This is a genomic window from Pyrococcus sp. ST04 (assembly GCF_000263735.1).
GTDB lineage: Archaea > Methanobacteriota_B > Thermococci > Thermococcales > Thermococcaceae > Pyrococcus.
Map to the genome: position 1 here is coordinate 255,019 of NC_017946.1, position 22,872 is coordinate 277,890.

At 41.1% G+C, this 22,872-nt stretch carries 23 protein-coding genes and 1 other RNA gene; 11 read left to right on the forward strand and 13 right to left on the reverse strand.

Annotation, left to right across the window (positions count from 1 at the left end; genetic code table 11):
* The first annotated feature begins 9 nt into the window (after window positions 1-9).
* The 6 genes from PY04_RS01355 to rnpB all read left to right on the forward strand — a co-directional run bounded on the left by PY04_RS01355 (window position 10) and on the right by rnpB (window position 4,537).
* On the forward strand, window positions 10-765 hold the full coding sequence (locus tag PY04_RS01355) for an RAD55 family ATPase (protein ID WP_014733386.1): 756 nt from the start codon (window positions 10-12) through the stop codon (window positions 763-765).
* Window positions 766-802: 37 nt separating this feature from the next.
* A complete protein-coding gene (locus PY04_RS01360; RefSeq protein WP_014733387.1) occupies window positions 803-1,936 on the forward strand; it encodes a hypothetical protein in 1,134 nt (377 codons plus the stop codon).
* Window positions 1,912-3,036 carry a tripartite tricarboxylate transporter permease gene (locus tag PY04_RS01365; RefSeq protein WP_048055880.1) on the forward strand — a complete coding sequence of 375 codons (1,125 nt, stop codon included), beginning with the start codon at window positions 1,912-1,914 and terminating at the stop codon, window positions 3,034-3,036. Before PY04_RS01360 ends, PY04_RS01365 begins: the two co-directional genes overlap by 25 nt.
* A gap of 30 nt (window positions 3,037-3,066) precedes the next feature.
* On the forward strand, window positions 3,067-3,657 hold the full coding sequence (locus PY04_RS01370) for a membrane protein (protein ID WP_014733389.1): 591 nt from the start codon (window positions 3,067-3,069) through the stop codon (window positions 3,655-3,657).
* Window positions 3,638-4,204 (forward strand): aldolase, encoded by a 567-nt coding sequence (locus PY04_RS01375; RefSeq protein WP_014733390.1) that lies wholly within the window; start codon window positions 3,638-3,640, stop codon window positions 4,202-4,204. Before PY04_RS01370 ends, PY04_RS01375 begins: the two co-directional genes overlap by 20 nt.
* Before the next feature lie 8 nt (window positions 4,205-4,212).
* Window positions 4,213-4,537: RNase P RNA component (gene rnpB, locus PY04_RS09400), an RNA gene on the forward strand.
* On the opposite strand, the gene priS is transcribed toward rnpB, so the two are convergent.
* Both priS and priL read right to left on the reverse strand, forming a co-directional pair.
* Window positions 4,523-5,572, reverse strand: a complete 1,050-nt coding sequence (priS, locus tag PY04_RS01380) for a DNA primase catalytic subunit PriS (protein WP_014733391.1) — start codon at window positions 5,570-5,572, stop codon at window positions 4,523-4,525. The two genes, rnpB and priS, sit on opposite strands and share 15 nt — an antisense overlap.
* On the reverse strand, window positions 5,535-6,704 hold the full coding sequence (gene priL, locus PY04_RS01385; protein ID WP_014733392.1) for a DNA primase large subunit PriL: 1,170 nt from the start codon (window positions 6,702-6,704) through the stop codon (window positions 5,535-5,537). Before priL ends, priS begins: the two co-directional genes overlap by 38 nt.
* Window positions 6,705-6,750: 46 nt before the next feature.
* On the opposite strand from priL, the gene PY04_RS01390 reads away from it, so the two are divergent.
* Both PY04_RS01390 and PY04_RS01395 read left to right on the forward strand, forming a co-directional pair.
* Window positions 6,751-7,812, forward strand: a complete 1,062-nt coding sequence (locus PY04_RS01390; RefSeq protein ID WP_014733393.1) for a Clp1/GlmU family protein — start codon at window positions 6,751-6,753, stop codon at window positions 7,810-7,812.
* Between the two features lie 63 nt (window positions 7,813-7,875).
* Window positions 7,876-8,343, forward strand: coding sequence for an Lrp/AsnC family transcriptional regulator (locus PY04_RS01395; RefSeq protein WP_014733394.1), 468 nt, complete (start codon window positions 7,876-7,878; stop codon window positions 8,341-8,343).
* An 82-nt stretch (window positions 8,344-8,425) separates the two neighbouring features.
* Here the strand turns inward: PY04_RS01395 and engB are convergent, their stop codons facing one another.
* Window positions 8,426-8,995, reverse strand: a complete 570-nt coding sequence (gene engB, locus PY04_RS01400) for a GTP-binding protein EngB (RefSeq protein WP_048056170.1) — start codon at window positions 8,993-8,995, stop codon at window positions 8,426-8,428.
* A 52-nt stretch (window positions 8,996-9,047) separates the two neighbouring features.
* Here engB and PY04_RS01405 point away from each other — a divergent pair, with 52 nt between their 5' ends.
* Window positions 9,048-10,202, forward strand: a complete 1,155-nt coding sequence (locus PY04_RS01405; protein WP_081482810.1) for an MFS transporter — start codon at window positions 9,048-9,050, stop codon at window positions 10,200-10,202.
* Here the strand turns inward: PY04_RS01405 and PY04_RS01410 are convergent.
* The 8 genes from PY04_RS01410 to PY04_RS01445 all read right to left on the reverse strand — a co-directional run bounded on the left by PY04_RS01410 (window position 10,193) and on the right by PY04_RS01445 (window position 19,147).
* The gene (locus PY04_RS01410; RefSeq protein ID WP_014733397.1) at window positions 10,193-11,383 is read right to left on the reverse strand and encodes a proteasome-activating nucleotidase; all 1,191 of its coding nucleotides are present in this window, start codon (window positions 11,381-11,383) and stop codon (window positions 10,193-10,195) included. The genes PY04_RS01405 and PY04_RS01410 overlap by 10 nt on opposite strands.
* Window positions 11,384-11,567: 184 nt before the next feature.
* Window positions 11,568-12,653, reverse strand: coding sequence for an ABC transporter ATP-binding protein (locus PY04_RS01415; protein WP_014733398.1), 1,086 nt, complete (start codon window positions 12,651-12,653; stop codon window positions 11,568-11,570).
* Window positions 12,654-12,658: 5 nt separating this feature from the next.
* On the reverse strand, window positions 12,659-13,528 hold the full coding sequence (locus tag PY04_RS01420; protein ID WP_014733399.1) for a carbohydrate ABC transporter permease: 870 nt from the start codon (window positions 13,526-13,528) through the stop codon (window positions 12,659-12,661).
* On the reverse strand, window positions 13,528-14,466 hold the full coding sequence (locus PY04_RS01425; protein WP_014733400.1) for a carbohydrate ABC transporter permease: 939 nt from the start codon (window positions 14,464-14,466) through the stop codon (window positions 13,528-13,530). The genes PY04_RS01420 and PY04_RS01425 overlap by 1 nt, the downstream gene beginning before the upstream one ends.
* A 4-nt stretch (window positions 14,467-14,470) precedes the next feature.
* A complete protein-coding gene (locus PY04_RS01430; RefSeq protein ID WP_014733401.1) occupies window positions 14,471-16,093 on the reverse strand; it encodes an extracellular solute-binding protein in 1,623 nt (540 codons plus the stop codon).
* A gap of 140 nt (window positions 16,094-16,233) precedes the next feature.
* Complete coding sequence (locus tag PY04_RS01435; protein WP_014733402.1) at window positions 16,234-17,475, reverse strand: PLP-dependent aminotransferase family protein; 1,242 nt, start codon at window positions 17,473-17,475, stop codon at window positions 16,234-16,236.
* Window positions 17,476-17,789: 314 nt separating this feature from the next.
* Window positions 17,790-18,755, reverse strand: coding sequence for a ribose 1,5-bisphosphate isomerase (locus PY04_RS01440; protein ID WP_048055882.1), 966 nt, complete (start codon window positions 18,753-18,755; stop codon window positions 17,790-17,792).
* Window positions 18,752-19,147 carry a UPF0146 family protein gene (locus tag PY04_RS01445; RefSeq protein WP_014733404.1) on the reverse strand — a complete coding sequence of 132 codons (396 nt, stop codon included), beginning with the start codon at window positions 19,145-19,147 and terminating at the stop codon, window positions 18,752-18,754. Before PY04_RS01445 ends, PY04_RS01440 begins: the two co-directional genes overlap by 4 nt.
* A gap of 127 nt (window positions 19,148-19,274) precedes the next feature.
* On the opposite strand from PY04_RS01445, the gene trmBL1 reads away from it, so the two are divergent.
* Window positions 19,275-20,303, forward strand: coding sequence for an HTH-type sugar sensing transcriptional regulator TrmBL1 (gene trmBL1, locus PY04_RS01450; protein ID WP_014733405.1), 1,029 nt, complete (start codon window positions 19,275-19,277; stop codon window positions 20,301-20,303).
* 10 nt (window positions 20,304-20,313) lie between these two features.
* Here the strand turns inward: trmBL1 and PY04_RS01455 are convergent, their stop codons facing one another.
* On the reverse strand, window positions 20,314-20,535 hold the full coding sequence (locus PY04_RS01455) for a PRC-barrel domain-containing protein (RefSeq protein ID WP_014733406.1): 222 nt from the start codon (window positions 20,533-20,535) through the stop codon (window positions 20,314-20,316).
* A gap of 111 nt (window positions 20,536-20,646) precedes the next feature.
* Between PY04_RS01455 and PY04_RS01460 the strand changes: the two genes are divergently transcribed.
* Complete coding sequence (locus tag PY04_RS01460; protein ID WP_014733407.1) at window positions 20,647-21,981, forward strand: DEAD/DEAH box helicase; 1,335 nt, start codon at window positions 20,647-20,649, stop codon at window positions 21,979-21,981.
* On the opposite strand, the gene speE is transcribed toward PY04_RS01460, so the two are convergent.
* On the reverse strand, window positions 21,969-22,811 hold the full coding sequence (speE, locus tag PY04_RS01465) for a polyamine aminopropyltransferase (protein ID WP_014733408.1): 843 nt from the start codon (window positions 22,809-22,811) through the stop codon (window positions 21,969-21,971). The two genes, PY04_RS01460 and speE, sit on opposite strands and share 13 nt — an antisense overlap.
* Window positions 22,812-22,872 lie beyond the last annotated feature (61 nt).

A 22,872-nucleotide genomic window follows, 5' to 3' on the forward strand; every position in this document is an offset into this window, starting at 1 on the left:
GGGGCCTCAATGTCGGAGAATGGAGAGGAAAGAATAGAAAAGACAGTTGAGAGGATCCCCACTGGAATTTTAGATGACTTGATCAGTGGAGGTGTACCAAGGGGAAGTGTAATTCTACTTATTGGAGATCCAAAGGCGGGTAAAAGTACGTTTTTGACTCAATTTGCATATAACCAGTTGAGGAATGGAACCCCCGTCATTGGGGTTCTAATAGACGTTTCAAAGTATGAATTCATTAGTAATGCTTTGGACTTTGGTTGGGAGTTTATGCCCTTCCTAGATGAGAAGATAATTCTTCTTGATGCTTATAGCCAGAGACTTAGAAAGGCTCCAAAGTTCTCCTTTGATGAAACAGTAATAGCAGATTTAAGTGACACTACTAGATTGCTTGATGCTATTAAAGATACAACACTCAAGATACTTTCGACAACTCACGCTGACAAGATAGTTGGTTTTATCTCTTCAATGACACCTGTTTTCTTTGAGACATCTAGAAAAGAGATCTACAAATTCTTGGAGGAACTTAGAGAATTTGCCCACAGAAACAGGCAGGTTTGGATACTTGAGATGAACTCGGGAATTGAAGAACCCTACGTAGAAATGATGGTTAAGGCAATCGTAGATGGTATAATCGAATTGAGGCTTATGGAAGAAGGAAAGACACTAAAGAGATATCTCAGGATTTATGGGATGAGAAGAACTGCTCATAAGCTTGATTGGATCGAGTATAACATAACTCCTGAGGGTATTAAATTACTCCTATAAGATAAACATATTTAAATGATATTAGCAAGTTCAAAATATGCAGATTAGAGATGTGATATATTTACTTTTGTCAATAGTTTTCTTGGGCCTTGCTCTAATAGTTTCAAATCAAGAGCCAACTAAATTATCGGATGCAAGCGAAGGAAGCCTTGTAGAGTTCGTTGGAGTTTGTGCATATTCTTCTGGTGACTTTAGCATACTTACAGATGGCCAAGTTTCAGTGCCAGTATACTCTTATCTGGAACCGGGGAAGGTATACAGGGTAGTTGGTATTTATCGGGGAAAAGGGATAAAGCCCAGGGAAATAAGGGAGGGGACATTAGAGCTTGAGGAGTATATAGGAGCGTATTGGGTTGACTATTATCCCTCTATTCTAACCCCCAAGAAAATCAAGTTGAGATTTGGGCTACAGAATGTTACCCCGGGAGATATTGTAAAAGTCAGAGGGGTCTTCTTTGGAAGTAGATTAGTTCCAGTTGAATACGAAAAATTAGGAAGGCTAAGAGAACCGAGGGATGGTTTTCCCTTTAATTTTACTGGAGTAGTTTTATACGGTGGGAATCCGGCTTTAATGTTATGGGAAAACAGAAGTGTCAGGGTCTATCTAAGGGATAATAAAACGCTAACTCCTGGTCATAGGGTTAGTGTACTAGGTATAACTCGAGTTTCCGGAAGCAGAATTACTGTATATGCTTCGAACTTTTCAATCCTGGGAATAGCAGATGAGATGATAGTCTCCGGAGGATGCAGGATATCTGAGGTTCTTGATGACAGGGTTAAGGTCGAATGTCTAGATATGCCCCTCTCTAATGTTACTGGTAGGGTTGGGGATATTGTCGAGTTCAAAGCTTTGAAGAGATTTAGGGACTATCTCTGCCTTTCCTGTAACGTTACTCAGAGGGCTACCATGGAAAACATGATATGCCATCCTGAGATTGGGAAAGTGGGTCGTGTTTCTGGGGTCGTTGAGGAAGCTTCTATGAAAAGAGGATCTTTACTGATTAAGGTGTCAAAAAACGGCTGTAAAGTTCTTGTTAAGATCAGAGAGCAACTAAATGTGAAGCCAGGTGATAAGTTAGATGCCTTTGGGGTGTTCTCAACTTATTATTCTAATCCAGTCCTTATAGTTCAAGGGAGGGAGGACATTTGCGTGAACTCTTCCTGCAACTAATTCAGGGAATATCTTTTGGAACGCTAACGGGATTAACCCCTGGCCTTCATGTTAATTCGCTAAGCAGGCTAGCTCTTCCAGTTCCTGTGCTTTTCATCATGGGACTTGTTCACACTTTCCTTGATTCAATACCTTCTGCACTTTTTGGTGTTCCGGATGGAGATGATACTGTGCCATCTCTGTTGCCCTCTCATAGAATGGTTCTTCAAGGTAGATTTGGGGAATTAGTGAGACTTTCGGTAACAGCGAGTACCCTTGCCGTAATTTTGGCAATCCTTGCATATCCACTATACGCTCGTGTTGCTCCTCTGTATAGGTTTGAAATTGGCGTAATATTCATAGTGTTTTTATCACTTTTCCTTATCCTATCTCAGCGAAACAAGATTGGCGCAACGGTGATATTCTTATTATCTGGATTTTTGGGATACATAGCTTTCGGCATGCCCCTCAGGGATCCATTTTATCCCCTCTTTACAGGGCTTTTTGCTCTTCCCCTACTCGTTGAGGCATACTTAAATCCACCAAAGGAAGTTAAAGTTAGTGACGGTGAGCTCACAGTTGGATTTAAAAGATTGTTAAAGTTTTCCGCCCTTGGGACGTTTTTTGGAGCATTAGCCTCTTTGTTGCCAACACTGACGGCTGGTCAGGCATCTCTTCTTGGCTCAAAGTTTACTAGAGATGATAGAGACTACTTAACGATAATTTACTCAACAAACACGGCAGCCTATGCTTTCTCCCTTGCAAATCTTGCCTTAACGGGTAAAACGAGAAACGGAGTCATGGTAGCAATAGGAGAAGTTTCTGTAAACGAGCTACCCTTCTTATATTCACTCGGCCTTTCGGCGGCAATGTTGGTCATAGTCTTTGCTCCCAGACTGGCAATTCTTATGGGAAAGGTTGCCTTCAAGTGGTACAGACAGAGCATTCTGTCCATAATGGTGTTTCTGTTCGTTTTGGGCTTCGTTTACAATGGTCTTCCTGGGATATTCCTAATGCTATCAGCAACATTTCTTGGATTTCTCGCCCCACGATGGAATGTCTTCAGGGTAACTTATATGGGAGTCTTAATGTTGCCAGTCCTCGTAGAGAGCATTATTTAAGCCTATGCCGTAATCAAATAGGGGATGGGTATGGATGTGTATGAGCCAATTATGGGTGCGTTTCCAGTTGCAAAAAGATTGTGGAAGAAAATAGTGGATGTTAAGGGAATTCCGGATCCTGAAGAAGTTTCAAGTCTCCTTGAAGATATTGGGCTTAAGAAGCTTTATGCTGGAGAAGGGTTGGCAATATTCAGAAACAAGTTCGTTATAGCCCTCCTAATACCCCAGAAGAACATGATTGTCATTGACTTTATTTCTGCTAGTGGCGATTTAAGCGATGCACTGGAGCTAATAGCTTACTACGACAAAGAAATTGAGTGTTACGTTGTTGAAATTTTACCGGCAAATGAACTTGAATATGAAGAAAATCTGGGCATTGAACCGGTTATAATAGATGCAAAAACATTTGAGTTGAAGAGTTATCCCGTTCTTGGTGAATTTACCCAAGGAAAGAAGACTATATACCTCCATATCGATGAAGAAACATATAAGCTGTGGAAAGAGAGTGGTAAACTCAACGTATGTCCAGTCTGCGGTGGAGAATTGAGGTGGAGAGGAAAGAAGGCGGTTTGTGTTGAGTGCGGAATTGAGGTGATAGTACATGAGGAACATCAAGCTTAAGCTCGTTTATTACTCGAAACTTGCCCATAAGAAGGGGCTTACTGGATCATTTGGAGGAAACATAAGCGTTAGGATGGGAAAGTACGTGTTCATAAAGGCGACCGGCGGGATTATGGAGGAACTCACTCCCGAGCAAATTGCAACTATCACAATTAATGGAGACGTTATCTCTCCAATAAGGCCATCATCAGAGTATAGATTGCACATTGGGGTTTACAGGAATAGGCATGACGTAAATGCCGTTGTCCACCTTCACCCTCCATATGCTATTACTCTCTCAATGTTTGAAAAGGAGGCCCCTATGTTAACTCCAGAAGCTGAGCTCTATCTCAGGAAAGTTCCTGTTCTCCCTTTTAGACCTGCTGGGAGTGTTGAACTTGCTGAACAGGTTTCTGAGGCCATAAAAAATTATGATGCAGTCATACTGGAGAGGCATGGAATTGTGACGGTTGGAAGGAGCCTTAGGGAAGCCTTTTACAAAGCGGAGTTAGTTGAGGAGATTTCAAGACTATGGTACCAAAGATTTATAGTAGAGAGGGAAGGTTAATAATTTAGGCGAGGGGGCTGGGGGCTGTCGGGCTCGTACCCGAGGAAGTTCCGCCCACCGCACCGGGGCCGCGGTGCCGCAAGGCACCTCCCGAGAGGGAGGGCAACGGCACAGAAACGACACGTCCCTCGGGGGATGTGGATGAAAGCGGAGAAGGCTCCTGGCGACAGGAGCCGAGCTAACCCGCAGACAATCCCGAGGGGAGCGGTGAAACGGCCGTCCCGCGGGGTGCAAGGCCGAGTTAGGGCCAATGAGTTCCCGGTGTGAGGCCCGTGGTAGGCCGCTTAGTCGAATGCCCCCGCAGGTACAGAAGGCGGGCTATAGCCCCCTCGCCTCAAACTCTTCCCACCATCTTTTATATGCCTCTTTAACTTCTTTTCGCCTGAACTCTGGAACTGCATGTCTAAATGGATTAAATTTTATAACGTCTCTCTCAGTTGTTCCTATGTATTTTGCTATAAGCCCTACTTTTGAGTGAAGTGTGGAGGGTAGCCTTAGGATCCTCTTTATATCAACCGTAACTCTTCCGTCGAAATACGACTTTGAAAACCTTGTAGAGAGTGCAAAGAGTTTTGCAAGTGTTTCAACCCCTACCCCCTCAGGAAAAGATGCTAAGATTGCCTTTCTGACGAATCCTTCATATATCTCCTCTTTGGAGCTAATTATTTTCTCTGCAATATTCTTCCTTATCCCCATATTTCGGAGATGGAAGAACTTCACTCTCAGAATGAAGTATCCAAACCTCATTCTAAAAACCCTGGGGTATGAATGATGTAAAACAAACCATCCTCTCTTCTCCAATAGCAGTTTTCTGAACTCTTTAATGTCTTCAATTTCGCTGGCTGAAACAAAGGCGAGTATTCTCTCCCTAGCCTTAGAGTCAAGCTTTAATGCCCATTCGTCTAATACTCTTATGTGAAATCCTCTGCCCGAATAAATAACGTGAACGTCATTGAATCCAAGTTCTTCTTTTAAAATTATGAGGGTGTCCTTTGCTAACTCCTTCGCGTCGTTGAGACATATTGGACAGACTGTTCCGGGTTCATGGTCGCATCTTTTTAGGGGCAAGTCCTTTGCATCTATGTCAAACACAACCTCTGCTCCAATCCATCCCTCCATTTCTGCGGGTCTTTCATAGAGGGCAACGCTTGAATATACTGCATATGGGCTTGTTGCCCTGATGTAATCTTCTAGATCCCTTATGTCATGGTACTGGTTTTTCCTGTCGCTTGGTCCCTCTCCAGTATGATCGAATCCGAATTCTCTCATTTCGAGAGTGTCCACTATGAATCTTGGTATGTCTCTTGAGCTCCATTCTTTTTTATAGAATTCACTTCTTTCCTCTGGTGTTACTTCTCTCAGAAGCATTCTTCTTCCCCTCCAAGTATAATCTCCTGAGATAATACGTTAATGGGTTTCTAATGTATTTGCAGTGCTTATCTGGGGTACAGAGCTGGGGAGCATTGGCCTTTATTTTTTCACAGTTCGGTGGGAAGTACCATATTGAATTCCCGCTGTCCTCCAACGATGGATTAGCAGTGTAACCGAATCCCAAATGATACCAGATATTCTTAATCTCGTTAGGTTGATCTTCGAAGAGAGGGGGAGAACATCTATTCGCCGCTTCGATAATCATTGGAAGAATTTCATCGGTAATTACTTTAAGGTCGTTTATGCAGTCTTTGACCCTGACATTTCTCCGTGGGGGGTTAGGGCATATCCTGGCATAGCTTAAAAAACTTGTGAGTAACACAGTTATTGCATAGTTTCTCAAGCCTTGAGGAACACCTCTTAAGGCGTTTTTTATACAAGGTGGGAATAGCTCTGGCTTTAGAACTCCTCCTTTAACTTCTGAAATTTTACTGTGGAATTCTTCTTCGGCAAATCTCCTTATCTCTCCCAGTAGTTCTCTATAGAATTCTGGCAACTCATCTCTAACTTCATAGAGCATGCTTATTGCCCTTTCAATGTTTCTCTCAAAGGCCAGTCTCCAAACATTCAATAAGTCTTCCTTCCTTAAATATACAAGTCCGTGCGTTATGTAGTATTTTGAGAGTTGTTCTGCCGGAAGTAGATCTAAAAAGTCTGAAAGTTTGATAACATACTCGGGGAGTTTGCCATATACCCTCTCAAGAACTTTCATGTCATCTGTTGGAAATTCCGTAGCTATGTTAACGTTCACGCTTATCTCTTCTGGTTTTACCTTGCCCACTCTCTTTATTCTCTCTTCATAAATCTTTAAGTTAGCTTTTTTCACTAATTCGAGTTCAAATCCATAGGGAGAGTAAGCTAGGGCTCCTAGAAGAGCGTAGAACTGGGCTAAATCTCTTATATCCTGGATATCCAAGAATTTCTCTATGAGGCTATCATTTTTTACAATCTTAAGCCTTTCAATAGCCTCGTCAATCTCAATTATCTTTGGTATTGTGCTCATGAACTCATTAATTGAGCCGAATTCTTTTAGTAGGTATTTAGCGGTTTCACTAAATGGATCAAGCATGGTAGTTAATATCCTCCCGCTCATATAAAGGTTAAAGGTGAGAATCATGGAAGTTAATAAGGCTGTTTTCACACAAGATGTGCCCCAGGATAGGATTGATGCCATTAGAAAGATATTAGACTTAAAGAAACCTGCAAAAATAATGATAATAGGTGATATTGATACGGGAAAAACTACACTCACGGTCTATCTGGCGAATGAACTTATATCTAATGGCTTAAGAGTTGCCATAGTTGATGCGGACATTGGTCAGAAGGGGATTTTACCTCCGGCAACTATTAGCTTGGCCTTTGTTGATTCTAAATTTTCTTCCTTGGATGAGCTCACTCCTTATGTCCACTACTTCGTTGGAAGTATAACTCCAAATCAGTTCTTTGGTGAAATGGTTGTTGGAACTTCAAGGTTAACTGAAATCGGAAGGAAACTTGCGGATGTAGTCCTTATTGATACCACGGGAATGATATATGGGTCTGGTGTGGAGTTAAAGCGGCTTAAAATAGAGAATGTCAAGCCCGACTTAATACTTGCTCTTGAGAAGGAAGGAGAGCTTGGGCCGATAATAAGGGGATATGAGGATATAACCGTAAAGCTCGAGGTAAGTGAGAAAGCAAGACTATTTTCCAGAAATGAAAGGAGAGCTATAAGAAAGGAAAAATGGAGAAGATACTTTGAAAATTCCCAGCTAAGAAGTTTTAGCCTTTCAGAAGTTAACATAACCGGAACGTCGATATTCCAAGGTAAGCCAATTGGGAATACCGAAAAATCGCTTTTAGAAAGGTTGTTTAAGTGGGTTATACTACATGGGAGAAAGATTGGAGATAAGTACTTTGTAGTTAAGGCTGATGTCACTGAAGGCCCAAGGGTGGTAGATAAGAATGTTGTTAGGTACTTTGATTTTTCAAAGCTTGGGAACCTTCTCGTTGGTCTTCTGGATAGGGAAGGTTTGTGTCTGGGAATTGGAATACTTAAAGGGATAAATTTCAGTGAGGGAAGAGTTGATATCTTAACTCCAGTTAAGGATGAGAATGTGCATGAGATTAGGTTTGGTAGAATTAGGGTTAGGGAGGATGGAGAAGAGCTTGGACTACTTGACAGAGATGCTCTTTAGCCAAAAGATTTATGAAACCAGTAAAGGAGTTATGTTTGTAAAGTTCAAGGATGGTGTAGCTCTATGACAAGGGATAGGGTTGAGCTCACCAATAGACAGGTTGAACTTTTAAGGAAATTGTATAGAGAAGGCAAAACAATTGAAGTTCACACAGTAGAAAAGACTCAGGACGAGCTTGCAGAAGAGTTGGGGATAACAAGGCAGGCTCTGAGCAACCATTTAAAGGTTCTGAAAGAGCTAGGGTATATTAGGACAGGTAGGGGTTTTATAGATTTGACCGAGAAGGCCCTTGAGTTGCTTGGCGAAAAGAAAGGGGATGTGTTCATTTTTGTTAAGATAGAACCAACAAAGAGAAAGGAGGTATATGATGCAATAAAGAAGTTAAGAGTCAAGAAAGTTTACCGTGTAACTGGAGATATAGATCTAATAATTGAGGCTGATAAGAGCAGACTTGATGAAATACTTGAGGAGATAGCTTCATTGGATGGTGTTAAGGAAACAATTACGCATGTTGTTCTAGGCGTTCTTTGATCATAATATTTATTGGTGATTTGGACATTGTAATCCCACTTATTGTATTTTTGTACACAGAATTTTTTGAACATCTTTTTGGCTACTTTTTTGTGAGGTTTTTAGTTGTCAGCTCGTCAATCCTTTTCTTGAGTAAATCTATATTGTCGCCAAATTTGGCAGATATTGGTATGAATACCTTCTCAATATCAGTCCAAGGGACGCCGAACTTCTCTGCAAGGAAGTGTATAACTTTCTGGACGTTCTTTATTTTATCGAGCTTATTCACCGCAACAATAGTTGGTATTTTTAGCTCAGAAAGAAATTGGTAAAATTCGACATCTATTGGTATCTCTCCCCTCTTTTCCCATCTTTCGATGATCTCAGGTGCCGCTTTACCATCGACGACAAGGACGGCTACATCTATTTTATCAGCGTTCTCCTCTATGAAATGAACTATCTCGTCCTTTATTCTTTCCTGAACTTCTTTAGGCAAGCCTGCCATAAAACCAAATCCTGGCATGTCAATGATTTTGTGATTTCGCCATTCTATCTCTATGATCTTTCTTGTAACCCCTGGTCTTTTGCCCCTCCTCACTTTCTTTCCTGTAAGCCTGTATATTAGTGTGCTTTTGCCTACATTTGATCTCCCTACAAATATTATCGTCGCCATCACAACTGAATTGGAGGTATTCTTATAAATCCAACTATAGGGAGAAGGCATGATGTCGTACAAGCTCACAAAGAATGCCTATCTCCTTGTCCTTTACTATTTCGTTGCTTGGCTAGGAGGGACTATGGCATGGTTCGTTCAGCCTTTCTACTTTCAGTCACTTGGTTATGATTACGAAGCCCTTGGAGTCATTTTTTCAGTCATATTTCTTACCCAGGCATTTGCTCTCCTCCTTACTGGCCCATTTACTGCAAAGTTTGGGTACAAGCGAAGCATACTCCTTGCAGTTGGATTTTTCATGACAACAAGGATAATTCATGTTGTTGCCCCGGTTTATCCTCTTTTGATACTTGCCTCCATAACCTTCGGTGTAGGCATGGCACTTGAATATCCCTCCCTTATCAGCTTACTCTCCGAGGCAGTTGAAGAAGAAAAAAGAAATTATGCCTTCTCATTAAATTGGGGACTTGCAACAGTAGGAGGTGGCCTCGGAACGCTTCTTGGTGGATATCTTGCATCAATACTCGGTTATAGAACTACTCTAATAATAGCATCTTTCTTCGTTCCTCTTCAAGGGGCAATAATATACCTAGCCTCATCGGTTGAGGAAAGAGTCGTCGATGAGATAAATCTTACACGCAGACTGATACTCAGGATAGCAATTCTCTCTATACCCATTGCTATAATAGGGATTGCGGGAGGAATAACAATGAACTACATGGGCCCGTGGTTTAGGGACTTTTATGGAGTTAGTGTGGAAGATATAGGAAAAATATTCACATTTTTCATGATATTTACTGGTTTTGGAACCCTTATTTCCCCTTATCTGGCCGAAAAATTTTCAAGTTTTTCAATAATAGTTATCTTCACGTCTGCAACGGCTGTGTTGACTTCGCTAATTCCCTTGGGGTCATTACCCCTTGCCGTGGCCTTTCATTCCCTGAGAATGCTTTTAGTAAACATGGAGACTCCTCTGTGGGATTCACTATTTTTGAAGTTTTTCGGAGAGAATGAGAAGTCCACGGCTCTCGCTCTAAAAAGCTTTGCATGGACTGTTTCTTATGGAGTGGGACAATATATTGGAGGGTGGATGTTTAACTTTTCATTAATGTGGCCATTTTATATAAGCGGGATTGTATATCTACTTTCAGCGTTTACGTTTTGCATAGCTTATTCTAGAGAGAAAAAAAGTAGAAATCAGCCATAAATTATCTCATGAGACAGTATTTGTTGCATTAGTTTTCTTTCGTTGCCGAGCACTTTATCAATTGCCTTAAGGAAGTCTTCTTGAGTTACATAGGTTCTCCTCTCTCTTATTGCGAACATTCCTGCTTCCGTTGCTATTGCCTTAAGATCGGCACCACTTGCCCCCTCTGTCATTTCAGCTATTACCCTAAGATCTACCCCTCTTAGCTTCATTCTCCTCGTGTGAACCTTTAGTATTTCCAACCTGCCTTCAAAGTCTGGAAGTGGAACTTCAATGAGTCTATCAAATCTTCCAGGTCTTAATAGAGCTGGATCTAGTATGTCTGGCCTGTTTGTTGCTGCTATTACCTTTACATTTCCTCTTGGGTCAAATCCATCCATCTCGGCTAATAGTTGCATTAGTGTTCTATTGACTTCTCTTTCACCGCCTGTCGTTTCGTCCATCCTTTTTGCACCAATTGCATCAATTTCATCAATGAATATTATTGTGGGGGCCTTCTCTTTTGCGAGTTCGAATAACTCATGTACTAGCCTTGCACCTTCTCCAATGTACTTCCTTACCAACTCACTTCCAACGACTCTAATGAACGTGGCATTAACTTCATGGGCCAATGCCTTCGCCATTAAAGTCTTTCCACATCCTGGAGGTCCATATAGGAGGACTCCCTTTGGAGGATCTATTCCAACTTCTTCAAATAGCTCCGGATGTTTAAGTGGTAGTTCTATTGCTTCCCTTAGTTCCTGTAGTTGCTTTTTCAAACCGCCTATGTCATTGTATGTTACATTTGGCCTTTCTATAACCTCAAACCCTAAAACTGTTGGATCCTTGGAAGTTGGTAGAATTTCGACAACTGCCATTGTTCTTTGGTCTAGGGCAACTCTCGTTCCTGGTCTAAGTTTACTCTTGTCTATCCAGGGGGCTATCCTTACTACAAACCTCGGTCCATTGTAGTTTTGGACTATTGCCCTGTCATCGTCAAGAACCTCTATCACAGTACCGGCGAAGGCAGGGGGTTGCCTCAGTCTTGACATCTCGCTTCTTAATCTTGAGAGTTCTCTCTCGAGCCTTTCCTTATCAGCTTCAAGCATTCTCACTTGAAGTTCAAGGTTTCTGATTCTTCGTTTTAGGTAAGTTATGTAATCATCGTAATTACCTTGGAATTGAACTTCATCTCCGCTCATAATATCACCTCTCGCTCCTTACCACTACTAAATGAAGCTACTCTTTACTCCTTTATAAAGGTTTGTCCAAAAATGAAACCAATTTTAGCCTTCTTTGGTCAAAAAAGCTCAAATATTTTCGATTTAGCTACTAAGAGGGATTCATGGTTGTTTTTGATAGTGAATTTTTGAAAAATAAGAGAGCTTAGCTGAGTAGTTCAAGGGCTTTTTCACTCTTTTTGTCAAAAAGTACTATGGAGTCTTCATTAATCTCTATCGTTACTTTTTCACCGAAGGTAAACGTTTCTCCTTCTGGAGCGAATACCTTCACAATCTCTTCGTTAACTGATACCGTAACAATTTGCTCTCTTCCCAAAGGTTCAAAAGAGTAAACTTCTCCAACTATCCCTTCGCCAATCCCCTTAATGACTCTGGCATCATGGGGTCTGAATCCTATTAGAACTTCTTTCACGTTGACTTTGCTGATAATATCTTTATACTGGCTGGGAATTGGAATTGAGCTCTCCTCTGTAATTACAAGTTTTCCATCTTCGATTCTAGCTTCTAGAAAGTTCATTGGTGGATTCCCTAAGAATCCTCCAACGAATTTATATTTTGGCTTGTAATAAACCTCATCGGGTGTGCCGACCTGTAGTATTTTTCCTTCTCTTATAACAGCAATTCTATCGGCCATGGCCAGTGCTTCTGCTTGGTCGTGAGTTACGTAGACTGCCGTTATTCCAAGGTCTTTCTGGAGTCTCTTTAACTCTGCTCTGACCTCTAACCTTAGAAGTGCATCTAAGTTGCTTAATGGTTCGTCGAGTAATAGAACATCTGGCTCCTTTACAAGGGCCCTAGCTATTGCAACTCTCTGTTGCTGCCCACCGCTTAGTTGCCATGGGTATCTGTCGAGTAACTTCTCTATGTGTAGCATTTTTGCTACATCCCTCACCTTCCTCTCTATCTCCTCTCTTGGAACCTTTCTGAGCTCTAGTGGAAATGCTATATTTTTATAAACAGTCATGTGGGGATAAAGTGCCCAATTCTGAAATACTAATCCTACATTTCTCTCTTTTGGGGGTAGCTCTGTCACGTCTTTTTCATCAAAATAAACCCTTCCTGAAGTTGGCTTATATATTCCTGCTATTGTATAAAGGAGGGTCGATTTTCCACTCCCTGAAGGACCTAAGAGAGCCATAAATTCCCCATCTTTGATCTCAAGGTTAACATTATCGAGTGCCGTAAAGTTCCCAAACTTCTTCACTATATTTTCGAGCCTTACACTCACCATTCTCCTCACCCCTTAATTCCTCCAGAATACCCTCTAAGGAGTATCTGTTGGGCTGTAAGGAAGAATATTATCGTTGGAAGTAGATATAATGTCCCTGCAGCTGCAATTAGTGGCATGTGAGTATATTCTGCCTCTATGTTGGCCTCGATAAACGTTGCTAATGTCTGATCAATGAGGAACGTTCTCACGTAGATTATGTCCTGCCACCCTGCCAAGAATGCAAAGAGTGCAACTGCAAGTATTCCTGGTTTAACTAAGGGTAGCATTATTTTTCTCCAGACGGTTATCCTGGATGCACCGTCTATAATTCCACTCCACTCAAACTCCCAAGGTATTGTATCAAAGAATCCTTTCATCAGCCAAACGGACATTGGAACTTCTAGGGCTGCCCTCGCGAAGATAACGTATATAAAAGAGTAAAGTCTAACGAGGTTCTGTTGTTCTGGAAATGAAATTCTGTATAACAAGTAAACTCCAACTATTAACGCAACTCCGGGAAATGCATGAAGAAGCATTAATGAAACTATCATCCATTTTCTCCCTTTAAAGTCCATTCTTGAGAGTGCATATCCTGACATCACGCTTATCAGCGTTACAAGTCCTGAGACCCCCAATGCTACTATTAGTGTGTTGATAATTATCCTAACCATATTAACTCTAACGCCACCTGTAATGGCAAGTTTCCCTCTAAACACATTTATCCAATTCTCTATTGTTGGTTGAAAGCTCTTCAAGTCAAAGTTTGTAACCATATCCTTGCTAAAGCTTGAAAGCATTAGGAGACCAAATCCAATAATCAGAGGAAGTGTAGCGAGGAATATTGCTAATATTAGAACCCATTCATATTTCTTAGGTCTTGTCTCAACGTCTTTCATCAGAAGTCACCCCTTGGTTTCTTGATCATTTTCTCAAACTGAAGAACCTTCAGGGTTATTGTACCTCCAATAATCCCAATTATCGAGAGTATTACTGCAGCCGCAGCCGCTAACCCTTGATCTTGTTCTCCTCTACCGAATGCTGTATTGAATACATACAGGGCTAACGTTGTTCCGTAATCCCTATCCACTAGGTCCCATTCAACTAGTAGGAAGAGGTGAGGATACGTCGTTAGTAGGCTTAGGAACTGCCAGGTCAAAACGTAAAGGAAGTGCCACTTCATTAGTGGGAGCAAAATTTTTCTGGATATCTCCCATGCTGATGCACCATCAACTCTCGCGGCTATAACTAGCTCTTTTGGTATCTGATTTAGGGCTGAGGTAAACACTATCATCCCAAAGCTAACTCCTACAAGCCCATTAACAAATATTATCACACTCCAAGCTCCCCAAGGTACTATTTGACCCCAAGCTATTGGTTCGTGAATTAATCCAAGCTTTATGAGTATTGAATTTAGGGTTCCAATTGAGCTACCATGGAAGAAGTAGTACCAAACCAAACTATAAACAGCAATTGGGGACATTCTAGGTAATAACCATAATAGCCTGAAAGTTGATGCGGGTTTATCTTCCATAAAAAACGTCGCTAAGGCCAGGCCAAGACCACCGAGAACGTTTATCATGAGTGTTATAAGGACGAACACAATGGTGGTAAGAATAACGGCCTTAAAAGTAGGGTCATATTTGAACATATGAAACAGTCTCTCATAATTATATAGCCCAACTGTTTGAGAAAGGTACTTATCTACGTTCCAATTCCTCATGCCGGTAAAGCTTATGTAGACGGTCAGAACTAGGGGTATTACATAAAAGAGAACGACCATGAAAATCATGGGAAAAAGGAAGAAAGAAAGATCTCTTAGCTTTTCATTTTTCATTTAATCACCCCTGGGGAAACTTCCAGTCAGTTGGTATTTCTCCAATTATCTCTACGTTCTCTGCGAGCTCTTTGTCTGCTGAGATCTTGTCTTTTATGAACTTAATTGCTTCCTCGGGTGTCATCTCCCCTCTCAAAACTTTGTCTACAGCCTCCTTAAAGATGTCTGCGAGGGCTGGATACTTTGGATGAGCTGGAGCTAAATGGGTGTACTCTAGCATGTAGCTTACATCTGCCAAGAATTGAGCGTTTATTGGGTTAACTGTCTTTTCAACGATTTCTTTTATGTTATCCTTGACTTCTGGAGCAAGATCTAGATCTAAGTTCTTTAGTTTGTTGAGCCATGCTTCGTCTTTTATTAACTTAGCAGCTTCTTTTCTCACTGGTAAGTGGGCAGAGATGACGCTGTGGATTGCATTTATCTCTGGATCGCTTGCCTTGATTACCATCAAGAATGCTAATGCATGGTAGACATCCTTGAGTTCCTCATACTTGGGGTTTAGTTGGCCTGCTTTTGAATTTATCATCCAGATGAAGGGCTGGCTTAAAGTTACTGGCTTGTCTCCCTTCTCTCCAGCTGGGAAAAGGGTGTAGGCAAACCACTCTTTAACTTCTTCTGGCTTGAGTCCCCTTCCATGGTAGTACTGTTTGGTCTGCCACTCGGTCCAGTACCATGTTCCACCAATATCAAAGAGCGTTTTTCCTTCAACGATCGTTGGGTGTATCTGCTTTGCCCAGTCCCAGCTCATAATGTCTTTTGGCAACAGTCCATCCTGAGCGAATTTCCACTCAACGTAAAGCCACTTGTACACCGCGGGAACATCAAGAACTAGCTTTCCTGTCTTCTCATCATAGAGTTTGCCATTGAATGCGAATATGAACTGAATGAGGTCTGGATGTGCGGAGCCTTTCCTGTGTATTAATCCCCACTCTGCACATCCCTTTTCCTTTGCAATCTTAGCCCAATGGTAGACATCGCTCCATGTGAATTCTCCATTCTTGACTTTTTCCGGCAACGTTGTAACGTCGAGACCCGCACACTTTGCTACATCCTTTCTTATGTAAAGGGGTCTAGCTTCAGTGTCTTGGGGGAGGCCATATAACTTCCCCTTGTATTTTGCAGCCTCGAGGAGTGATGGATAGAAGTCGTTTATCACGTTCTGATATGCATTGGCGTAGTCGGTTATGTCGAGTATGTATCCCTCTTCTGCCAAGGTTGGCAGGAATGCATAGCTGTTAACGAAAAAGTCACCGGCTTGGCCAAGAGGTTGCTTGCTTAGGAACTCATTAAATTGATCTTTGAAACTCTGGTCGTACTTCGTTGTGACTGTTATCTTTACCTTAATTCCGTTTTGTTCCCAAATTCTGTTTATCTTGTAGGCTGCGTCCACTATTCCATAGACTCTCATTACGCTGTTTGGATCTCCTGAGCCCCAAGCTGCAAACTTCACCTCATTAATTCCGTTCTTCTCAAGAATCTTTCCTATCTCAACAACGTCTTTAGTGAAGTCCCCTGTTAAGGTTACTTTTGTTGCAGTTTCAGTTGCTGTTTCTCCTCCTCCAATACAGCCACTAGCGAAGACTCCAAACAGAAAAACAGCGATCAATAGTATACCCTTCCACTTCACGATGTGTCACCTCCAATCGATATTTTTGCCAATATGTTGGGCAAAAAACGACAATATAATCTAAGGCTAAATTACCTAAAAGGTCTAAAAAGAATTTCGGTTTGATGAAATATTATAAAAAATTTAGCAAGGTATCTTTGTTATAACTCCTCTTTAATTGTCTCTGCAAGTCTCTTTACACCTTCTCTAATCTGCTCCTCGTCCACATATGTGAAATTGAGCCTCATTGTGTTCTTTACATCTCTATGAGCATAGAACGCCTCTCCGGGAACGTATGCGACTCCCTTGCTAATGGCTTTTTCAAGCATTACTTTCGTGTCTATTTTCTCCGGAAGTGTAACCCAGACGAACATTCCTCCATCTGGCTTCGTCCACGTTATCCCATCGGGCATGTACTCTTCTAAGGCTTCAAGCATGGCATCTCTCCTTGGCCTGTAGAACTCTATTATCTTGGGGATATGCTTCTCTAAGTAGCCTCCTTCCAAGTATCTCCATGCAACAACCTGGCCGAAAGCATTGGTACAGAGATCAACGCTCTGCTTTGCTATCTCTAATTTCCTGATAAAGTGGGGTTCCCCAGCTATCCATCCCAACCTAAATCCTGGAGCTAATATCTTTGAGAATGTTCCTAGATAAAGTACTCTTCCTTCAGTATCCAGGGCTTTTATTTTTGTAACTGGCTTTCCTGAGTATCTAAGCTCTCCATAGGGATCGTCTTCTACTATTATAAAGTCATATTCACTGGCAAGTTCTAGGAGATGTTTTCTCCTTTCCTCACTCATTGTTACCCCAGCCGGGTTCTGGAAAGTTGGAACCGTATAGACGAGTTTAACTTTCTTTCCTTCGGATTTTAGCTTCCTCAGTTTCTCCTCCAAAACTTCGGTTTTCATACCCTCCTCATCTAGAGGAATTTGAATGTATGTTGGTTCGTAAAAGCCAAAGGCTTGAAGTGCTGCAAGGTATGTTGGTGCCTCGACAACAACTATGTCTCCAGGGTTGAGAAACACCCTACCTATTAAATCAAGGGCTTGCTGAGAGCCACTAGTCACAAGTATGTCAACTTTCGATGTTGGTATGTTGTATCTTTTCCTTAGCCATTCCGCTATCGCAAGTCTCAGTGGAGTGAATCCCTTGGTAGTTCCATATTGGAGGGCTTTATCGGCATGTTCTCTCATCACTTCATCGAGTATTTCATCAATGATATCGACGGGGAATGTCTTTGGATTAGGAAGACCTCCCGCAAGGCTTATGACGTCACTTGTTTCAACGAGCTTGAGAAGCTCTCTAATCTCGGAAGCCTTCATCTTTAACGCTTTCTCAGAAAAATAAGCTTCAAAATTAAGAGGACCTTTCTCGAGTTTTCTCTTAAGGACTTCTTCCATAATCATTCACCCCTCACAGTGGACATATATGTCCGTCTGAACATTTTTATGCATTAGGTATTTTTAGTTGATTAAATATAAAGCTTTCGGCATTCGTTGGTGTTCTTCTTTACGTTTGTAAAGTAAATGTACACAATATTTCCTCAAGCTATCAAGTTAAGTATCAATGAACTTAAATGTCTTTCGGACATCTTTAATGATGGCAAATGTTCGAGAAAAGCGGGGGTATTAACCCGCCCAAGTTCATCGACCCCGCCCTCGGCGGTGCTCCCCGGGCTAGAAATAAATAGTATTAACTCCTTAAAATGTCTTCGCTATTCCTCCCAAGGTTCCCTATACTTGAAAGCCCATCCAAACTCTTCTCTCAATATATCTATAGCCGCATAAGGTGGTATTACTCCCCTTTCGGTTATTATAACGTCAATATACTCTGGAGGGGTGACGTCAAATGCAGGGTTCCATACCTCAATGTTCTTTGGCCATGTTTTGAGTTCCTCCTCAGGAATAACCTCTGTTGGATCTCTCATTTCTATCTCAACAAGCTGTCCAAGCATTGTCTCTGGATGGAATTTATAGGTTTCCGCAGCTATCATGACCCAAACTCGGTGCTCTTTTGCCGTAAGTGCTATTAATGCTGTTCCGATTTTGTTTATAACTGCTCCATTTGCAGTTATTGAGTCTGCCCCCATAACAACTTTATCCGTCATTTTCATATAGTGTCTGGCTGCTGCGTCAACGACGTATATAACTGGAATCCCATAACTTGCGAGTTCTTTTGCTGTAATCTTCCCCTGCCATCTTGGCCTTGTCTCAGTTACTATGACCTTGATGTCCTTTCCCTGATCAAAAGCCGTTTTCATTACGCTTATTGCAGCTTTGCTGTGGCAATGGGTCATTATAATATCTCCATCCTCTATCCTCTTTGCTCCTATTTCTCCTATTCTCTCAATAGCCTTCTCGGAGTTGTGTATAAACTCCTTCGCTGAATTTACGACGGTAAATTTGAGTGTTTCCAAATCTGCTCCAGAAGAGTACGCTAATTTTGCCCTATGCATTACATACCTTAAGGCGTTTGGGAGGGAAACAGCCGTTGGTCTTGTATTGTACAGAATTTTTGCAGCCTCTTTAAGTTCTTCCCATAACTCTTTTTCATCTTTCGCTTTACTCTTCTCCGCCTGTATCATTAAAGCTTGTGCGGCAGCTCTGGCTATCCTTCCTGCTCCCCTGATTTCCATACTCTTTATCTTTTCTGCTATCTCCAAAACTTCCTTAACTATCATGGCTCCCACTTGTATATTGGTATTCCCTTATAGTTAATTAACTTCATCTCCCTAGGCGGGATGTCTCCGGTAAGCGGAACAATATAAAGGGGAATCCTAAGCTTCTTGGCAAGATTGAGAAGGGCCGGCATCATCTCTGGAGTTGGTCTTATTGAGTATACTGCCCTAATTTCGGTGTATATCTTGAAATTTGGTCTAAATATATCGTCAATAAAGCCTTCGAGTCCTAATTTCCTTGCTTTCTCTATGACATCGGGTCTTATATCAATAACAATTACTTCTAACCCCAACTCTTTTAGCGTGTTTGCTACTTCAAAATAATGTCCAATCCCAATCTCTGCAATTTTTCCAGTCTTTATTTCGTCTGCAATGAACCTTGCAATCTCTTTCATTTTCCTTCACTCTTACTCTAGTTAGGATGAATTTAGTCTTTATTTTGTTACTTCACGGAGCTAAAACCTTTTATATCTATATAATTCCATATACCACTAAGGATGAGACATTGTTGGGGGTTTTGTCATGATTGAGGAAGAAATAATTCAAAAGTTACAGAGGTTTGGGTTAACAAAGTATGAAAGCTTAGCTTACATTACCTTGCTAAAACTAGGTCCGAGTAAGGCTACTGACGTTACAAAGGAAAGTGGAATTCCTCATACAAGGATATACGACGTTTTAAGTTCCCTTTCAAAGAAAGGGTTTGTGGATATAATGCATGGAACTCCAAGACTCTACGCTCCTGTTAACCCAGAACTTGTTTTAGAAAGACTGAAAAAAGAGCTTATGAATGATATTGAGAGCCTCAAAAATGCTTTTGAGGAGTTATATAAGGAAACCCACGGGGAAGAGTTACCTGAGATTTGGACGATTCATGGGTTTGAAAATACAGTGGAAAGAGCTGAGTATATAATAAAGAGTGCAAAACATGAGATCCTCATTAACACTCCATATGAGTTCCTTAGGCAGCTAAGGGATGCAATAGAAAAAAGAACTAGTGGAATCATGGTGATCATAAGTAACTTTGATGAAGTTCCAAAATGGCTCGAAGGTAAGGAAAACGTTATTCTTGCTAGAAGTGGTGAGGCCCCATGGCTTATGGGTACTTGGGTGATAGGTGACGTTAGCTATGCTTTATTCTTTGGAACGCTTCCAGAAAACAAAGGAAAAGAAAGATTTTACTCATTTTGGGCTAAGTCTGCAAAGCTAATTCAGAATTATGTTCATTGGTTCTACACAATGTACTTTGACAATAGCACCTTAATAAAACCTCTAGAGTATGAAAAATTAGAAAAGCCAATAGTTTTTGCCCATATAAGAACCTTAATTACAGTTCTAAAACAGATTGGAGTTAACAGAAAAGTTGAAGTTGTTGGAAGAACTGTGAAGGATAAGAAACAAGTGACAATACAGGGCAAAATAGTCGAGTTTGAATACACCCCTCTGACAGCAAATATAACAGTAGAGACCGAAGATGGCAAAAAGTTCAAGGTTGGTGGCTTGGGAAGTTATTTGGAAGATATAGAAGGAGACTCATTCATAATATTTGAGTAAATGCTTTCCCTTATTTTTTCTTACTACTAGTCGCTTCAACTAAAATAATGTCTCCTACTGCCGTAACTCTATCATAAGGGATTCCTACCTTTCTCTCCCCAGGTAGGGCCAATATTAATACCTTCCCATATTTCTCCCCAATGTCAATTATAACTTCATCGACTTCCCCAACGTATTTTCCCCTCGTGTTGTATATCTTCTTCTTGTAGATCTTGGATAGTCTCATGACCATTTTAGTCACCTCTTGAGGGAACTTGGGCATTGAGCTTTAAAAATGTTGGTAATGTATGATGCAAATTTTTATAAAATCCCACCCTTAAACATCCCCTTCGTAGTGATGTAAATGGTGGTGTTTAGGATTCCAAGGGGGAGTGCGAAAGTTAAAGTAGAGAGAGCAGATCCAAAAGTGTACTTCCAGATCTACAACTTACTAACATTTAGGCGAGACTTTGGAAAATGGGACAAGGCTGAAAGTCTATATGATCCTTATACGAATACTTTTCCCATCGGTTTGTTACCTAGGGTAAAGAGATTCCTGAATTCTAAGGGATATCGAGTTAGGATAAAGGATGAGAGAGTTGTTGAAGGTGAGCCATTAAATTCAAACTGGAATGAAAAATACGTCTTAAGGGGATACCAAAAGAAAGCAGTAAAGCTGGCGATAAAAGAAAAAATGGGCGTTTTAGCTTTGCCTGTAGGAAGTGGGAAAACTATAGTTGGATTGAGGATAATCCATGAAATTGGCAAATCTGCCTTAATAATAGTACATACTAAAGAACTCCTATACCAGTGGGCTGAGAGAGTAGAGGACGTTTTGGGTGTGAATGCGGGAATAGTTGGAGATAATAAGTGGCATGAAGGTCCAATAACTGTGGCCATGATACAAACTCTTCTCTCAAGAGGGGTGGACAAGCTACAGAATAAATATGCGGTGGTTATGTTTGATGAATGTCACAGAACTTCTGCTGCTGAGAAGTTTTATCAAGTTGGAATGAGTCTTCCTCAGGTTTATAGGTTTGGTTTATCCGCAACTCCTTGGAGGAGATTGAGAGGAGAAGAAATGAAAATTGAAGGAGTAGTTGGGCCTATAATTTACGAAGTTAAGGCTGAAGATTTGATAAAAGAAGGCTTTCTGGCAAAACCAAAATTCGAAGTCATAGAATATACATCTAAAATGCCTGCTTTGGCTGATAGATATAAAGAACTTTATGAAGAAGCCATAATGGAGAATGAGGAGAGAAATAAAGCAATTGTTGAAAAGGCAGTTGAGTTAGCAAAACATGGACATAGAGTGCTTATAGACGTTAAGAGGATAGATCATGGTGAAATTCTTGTGAAAATGCTGAGAGAGAGGGGGATAAATGCAGAGTTTTTAAGCTCTCAGAGTCCTAACAGATGGGAAATCTTGGAGAAGTTTAAGAATGGTGAAATCCCCGTTTTGGTATCAACGCTTCTAAAGGAGGGAGTAGATATTCCGGAAATTTCTGCGATAATTCTAGCCGGGGGAGGAAAGAGCGATGTAATGACAATCCAAACTATAGGTAGGGCGTTAAGGCCGAAGGCTGGTGGTGAGGCTGTTATAGTAGATGTCAAAGATACAGATCCCTTACTTTTCACTCACTTTATAGAAAGACAAAAAGCGTTAAAACAATATTATGGCAAATATTATAACCTTTGAAGAATTTCTCTTATGTACTTAGGCATCTGAAAGAGTGCCTCATGTCTTTCCGGATCGTAGTATTCAAGATTAAGTTTCTTAGCCTTTTCTGTGTTGACTTTTCTGAAGTCTATCTCTCCTTTTATCCCCACCAGGAAGGCCCAAGGAGAAGCATAACCTATTACAGGAAAGCTATAATAATAAACTCCATCAAACACCTTCTTCATCTTTGAGTATGCTGAAGTCAGCTCTTCTGTAAACAGGTAAACACTACCGGCTTGTGTCACGTAAATTCCGGGATCGTTTAGGGCTCTGTAAGCAGTTTTGTAAAACTCTTCGCTGAATAACATCTCAGCAGGACCCACGGGATCCGTTGAATCCACTATAATGACATCAAACCCAGAGTTCTCTCTTATGAACTTCACTCCATCCCCTATAATTAGCTTAGCCCTTTTACATTCATTGTTTAGCATTCTTGTCAATATCCCACCATCGATCTGAACGTGCTTGGCTGATATCTCAACAACCTCCTTATCTATCTCCACCATCACTGCTTCTTCGACTTCCTCATGTTTTAGGACTTCTCTTATTGTTCCTCCGTCTCCTCCACCAATAATGAGTACCCTCTTTGGATTAGGATGGGCAAGCATAACTGGATGGACTAGTGGCTCGTGGTAGCTTTTTTCACCCTCACTAACAAGCTGTACTGTTCCATCTATTGCTAAAAGCTTTCCAAATCCTTCCGTTTCATATACTTCTATCTTCTGATACTTAGATTTCTTTTCGAGGACTTTTTTCTTGACTTTAAATGCAACACCATATCCTTTTGGATACCATTCAATGAACTCCATACATCTCACCAGCAACTGGTGTTATATAAAAGTTTTATAAGAATGGTGCAATATGAGTTTG

Coding starts and splice junctions, on each gene's coding strand:
- PY04_RS01370 (WP_014733389.1), top strand. CDS start 3,067: ATGGATGTGTATGAGCCAATTATGGGTGCGTTTCCAGTTGCAAAAAGA.
- priL (WP_014733392.1), bottom strand. CDS start 6,704: ATGCTTGATCCATTTAGTGAAACCGCTAAATACCTACTAAAAGAATTC.
- PY04_RS01410 (WP_014733397.1), bottom strand. CDS start 11,383: ATGAGCGGAGATGAAGTTCAATTCCAAGGTAATTACGATGATTACATA.
- priS (WP_014733391.1), bottom strand. CDS start 5,572: ATGCTTCTGAGAGAAGTAACACCAGAGGAAAGAAGTGAATTCTATAAA.
- PY04_RS01455 (WP_014733406.1), bottom strand. CDS start 20,535: ATGGTCATGAGACTATCCAAGATCTACAAGAAGAAGATATACAACACG.
- trmBL1 (WP_014733405.1), top strand. CDS start 19,275: ATGATTGAGGAAGAAATAATTCAAAAGTTACAGAGGTTTGGGTTAACA.
- PY04_RS01435 (WP_014733402.1), bottom strand. CDS start 17,475: ATGGAAGAAGTCCTTAAGAGAAAACTCGAGAAAGGTCCTCTTAATTTT.
- PY04_RS01360 (WP_014733387.1), top strand. CDS start 803: ATGCAGATTAGAGATGTGATATATTTACTTTTGTCAATAGTTTTCTTG.
- PY04_RS01390 (WP_014733393.1), top strand. CDS start 6,751: ATGGAAGTTAATAAGGCTGTTTTCACACAAGATGTGCCCCAGGATAGG.
- PY04_RS01415 (WP_014733398.1), bottom strand. CDS start 12,653: ATGGTGAGTGTAAGGCTCGAAAATATAGTGAAGAAGTTTGGGAACTTT.
- PY04_RS01420 (WP_014733399.1), bottom strand. CDS start 13,528: ATGAAAGACGTTGAGACAAGACCTAAGAAATATGAATGGGTTCTAATA.
- PY04_RS01445 (WP_014733404.1), bottom strand. CDS start 19,147: ATGAAAGAGATTGCAAGGTTCATTGCAGACGAAATAAAGACTGGAAAA.
- PY04_RS01460 (WP_014733407.1), top strand. CDS start 20,647: ATGGTGGTGTTTAGGATTCCAAGGGGGAGTGCGAAAGTTAAAGTAGAG.
- PY04_RS01395 (WP_014733394.1), top strand. CDS start 7,876: ATGACAAGGGATAGGGTTGAGCTCACCAATAGACAGGTTGAACTTTTA.
- PY04_RS01425 (WP_014733400.1), bottom strand. CDS start 14,466: ATGAAAAATGAAAAGCTAAGAGATCTTTCTTTCTTCCTTTTTCCCATG.
- engB (WP_048056170.1), bottom strand. CDS start 8,995: ATGGCGACGATAATATTTGTAGGGAGATCAAATGTAGGCAAAAGCACA.
- PY04_RS01375 (WP_014733390.1), top strand. CDS start 3,638: ATGAGGAACATCAAGCTTAAGCTCGTTTATTACTCGAAACTTGCCCAT.
- PY04_RS01405 (WP_081482810.1), top strand. CDS start 9,048: ATGTCGTACAAGCTCACAAAGAATGCCTATCTCCTTGTCCTTTACTAT.
- speE (WP_014733408.1), bottom strand. CDS start 22,811: ATGGAGTTCATTGAATGGTATCCAAAAGGATATGGTGTTGCATTTAAA.
- PY04_RS01355 (WP_014733386.1), top strand. CDS start 10: ATGTCGGAGAATGGAGAGGAAAGAATAGAAAAGACAGTTGAGAGGATC.
- PY04_RS01440 (WP_048055882.1), bottom strand. CDS start 18,755: ATGATAGTTAAGGAAGTTTTGGAGATAGCAGAAAAGATAAAGAGTATG.